Annotated in this window: 4 protein-coding genes; all 4 read right to left on the bottom strand. The window is 60.4% G+C overall.

The window, feature by feature from the left end; translation table 11 throughout:
• The coding region (locus ACLP2E_RS09475) for a phage portal protein (RefSeq protein ID WP_442465766.1) at positions 1–1,489 on the bottom strand (1,489 nt) is incomplete at its 3' end.
• 119 nt (positions 1,490–1,608) lie between these two features.
• A complete protein-coding gene (locus ACLP2E_RS09470) occupies positions 1,609–1,905 on the bottom strand; it encodes a hypothetical protein (RefSeq protein ID WP_442465765.1) in 297 nt (98 codons plus the stop codon).
• A 138-nt stretch (positions 1,906–2,043) separates the two neighbouring features.
• Positions 2,044–2,460 carry a hypothetical protein gene (locus ACLP2E_RS09465; protein ID WP_442463861.1) on the bottom strand — a complete coding sequence of 139 codons (417 nt, stop codon included), beginning with the start codon at positions 2,458–2,460 and terminating at the stop codon, positions 2,044–2,046.
• Positions 2,461–2,601: 141 nt separating this feature from the next.
• Positions 2,602–2,909 (bottom strand): phage terminase large subunit family protein (locus ACLP2E_RS09460; RefSeq protein ID WP_442465764.1); only part of this gene is annotated, 308 nt, incomplete at its 5' end.

Below are 2,909 nucleotides of genomic sequence, written 5' to 3'. Positions count from 1 at the left end.
CTAGTTCATCGTGATTTTGGTTGAATTTTTTTGCCTCGACAACCGAATCGTTGTTTACCGTTGACGTTATCCTTGGTCGTACAAGTGAACCAGGGCTCTGGTTGCGGCAACTCAGTTTCTCTGCGGAGCCAACTGGCGCCTCGGTGGAATTACTTCCCAACCTCACCACCCCCTGCCCGGTCGTCACCATCAGCAAATCCGCCATCGGATCGTCGGGCAAAATCTCTCCCAGAATTTCGGCGGCGCGCCGGCGCGTCATCATCCCGGCGCCGACATAGGCGACGAGATTGGCGCGCTGCACGGTCGGGTCGATGACGCTTTCGTGGCCCCAGGCGAATTCCAGATTGTCGGCGCCGAGCAAGTCGCGGATCACATGGTCGCAGAGGCGCTTGATCCAGGCGAGGATCGGCAGCAGGCCTTCCTCGTCGGCAATGTCCTTCTGCGTCTCGCTGGTGGCGCGGTTCATCTGATTGACGAAGGGCTGCGGCGAGACGGAAAAGGCGAAACAGACGACGCGGGCGATCCATTCGTCGAAAGCGTTTTTCAGCTCCGGCTCCTTGGTCTGAATAAAAGTGCGGGCGACGCCGCCGGGCACGAATTTCGCCCGCCGCCGCCGCGCCAGATCGCCGGTGAAATAGAGATCCCAATAATCCTGGAAATTCTTGATCTGGTCCGGCGTCCAGGCGTCGGGCACGCCGATCAGGCTCTCGGGAATATTGCCTTCGCTGTAATAGCTCAGCTGGTTCAATTGCCGCTTCATGCCGATATTGACAGTGGCGATCACCTGCTCGACCGGCGAATAGCCATAGGCGCGATGGGAGCGGACATTGCGCGGGCGATAGACGATGTCGCGCTCGGAATAATCGACCGCCGGCATGCCCTTCAAGATCTGCTGATAGGCGACGGGATAGACCAGCTTGCCGTTCTGCGCGAAAGGACGCGGCGTGCGGCCCCAGGCGTCGAGCACCGGTTTTATGGTCGCGCCATCGAGCGGATGCAGGGCGAGCAACGCGCCGGAACGGTCGCGCTCGCACCACAAAGCCGGCGCATCGATGACGAACAGGTCTTCCAGCACCATGCGCATCCAGGCGGCCCAGTCATGGGCGCCGTCGGGCCGATGAAAGAACTTCTCCACCTTGGCGATTTGCGCGGCGTCGGCGCTGGCGCCGGACCTGACGCGGATGCTCCAGTTCATCCGCTCGATCTGGTCTTTGCGCGTCTCGATCACCAGCCGCAAAAGATCGTAGGCGTCTGCAATAGAGCGCAGATCGGCGAAAGAAATCGCTTCATAGGAGCGGGTGCGGATATTGAGATTATAGCCGGCGGGAAAATCCCATTGCCGGCCGGCGACATCGGCCGGGGCGCCGGGCGCCTGCGGCGCCGAGGGACCAAACCAGTCGGCCGCGCCGTTTGTGCTGTCGCTGAATCGGGCGGTGACCTCGACAGGCGAAAGGGACCAGCGTGGCAGGCCCGCGCCGCGTTCGCTCATGTTTGACTCCGAGATTTAAGAATTTGCGTGGTGAATATTTTCACCGGGATGCGAACGAACATGCGCCGCAGACGAGAGGCTTTTCCGATCCGATTCAATCGGACACGGCTCTCGTTTTTTTATTTCTGTGCTCTAAACCCATAGTGAGTGGAGACAAAAGAACGAAAGCCTAATTCTGACGAAAGCTTATTAGAAGGCGGCTCTTTCGCTCCATACACTTCTACAACTTCGTATGAGTCATCCTGACCTTCTCCGCCATGATGTTCGTCAATCGCAATCAGTGCGCGGGTCAGTGTGTCGGCAGATCTTTCGTTCGGAAGCCTGAGCAAGGTCGTAAGATGCCCATCCTCAAACTTTGAACGTAGCGCCGCGACGGCATGGTCGTTGAGAGGGCTCGCAATGATCCATACCGGCATTTGCTACGCCAAGGAAAGAATTTGATCGCCAAAATTTGTATCGAGGATCAACGCCACTGTTTTCGCCATGCGCCAATTCTTGGCCCCACTCTATTTGATCGGCTTTCCTGGTCCACGAACGCCATTGACCCAATCATGTTAGTGAGGAACGCCTTGACCATGGTCGTGATCAAAGTCAATGTCCGTCAGCGGCTTTCCATCGGGACCATAAGTCCGTTCCTGTCCGCTACCCGGATTCTTATATATTGTCCCAGGATATCCGGTATTCGGGGTTTTTGAAGGGCCTCTGGCAGCGGGCGCATTTGTCGGGTCTTGCGGAACTTCCGGCGCCTCGGCCTTGCCGTCCTCATCGGACGTATTACTGGACAAAGCGCCGGGCAGCCAATAGCCCGGGCCATCTTGAATATCGCCCTTGGGTCCGTGAGAGAGCACCCAGCCGGCGGCGGTCAGGGAGAGCAACGAGCCGCCGGTCAGAGCATAAACGCCCGCGGAGACTTGCATCGCCCCGCCCGCGATCAAACCTTGCGCGACGCTCGCCGGGGGTAGCGGTCCCATCCCTGCGCCTCGCCAGCGGCGCGACGACAACGCCTTCGCCCCGCACGACGCCGCGGTCGGTCAATTGCGCCGTGCGGCAAAATCGCGGCGCGGGCGGCAAATCGCAGCGCGCCCCAGCGCGTTCAGCAGCGCGCGGCGCCATCATTGCTTGCCCTGCTCCTGCGCCGCCATTTCCCGGTAAAATTCAAACACCGCCGCGCCCTCGCCTTGTTCGAACACCAGCGAGGACACCGCCCAGACCAGAGCGTCGACGCGATCGGGTGAATAGCCGGCGCGCGAGCGGTCGAAATCCGGCGTCATCAGGCACATCTGGTCTTCGAGTTTGGCGAAGACGCCGCAATGGCGCACCCTGCCCTGTTCGTAAAGCGCGGCCACCGGCTCGGCGCGGGTGAATTTTCCCCGGCTGGCGCGCACGGCGCGGAAGGGCGCGTTGGCGTCGACCTGGCGGA

The sequence above is a fragment of the Rhodoblastus sp. genome (assembly GCF_052145335.1).
Lineage (GTDB): Bacteria > Pseudomonadota > Alphaproteobacteria > Rhizobiales > Beijerinckiaceae > Rhodoblastus.
The sequence above is the reverse complement of the archived record's forward strand: the minus strand, read 5'-3'. Positions and strand labels throughout refer to the sequence as shown.

Coding starts and splice junctions, on each gene's coding strand:
- ACLP2E_RS09465 (WP_442463861.1), bottom strand. CDS start 2,460: ATGGGACCGCTACCCCCGGCGAGCGTCGCGCAAGGTTTGATCGCGGGC.
- ACLP2E_RS09470 (WP_442465765.1), bottom strand. CDS start 1,905: ATGCCGGTATGGATCATTGCGAGCCCTCTCAACGACCATGCCGTCGCG.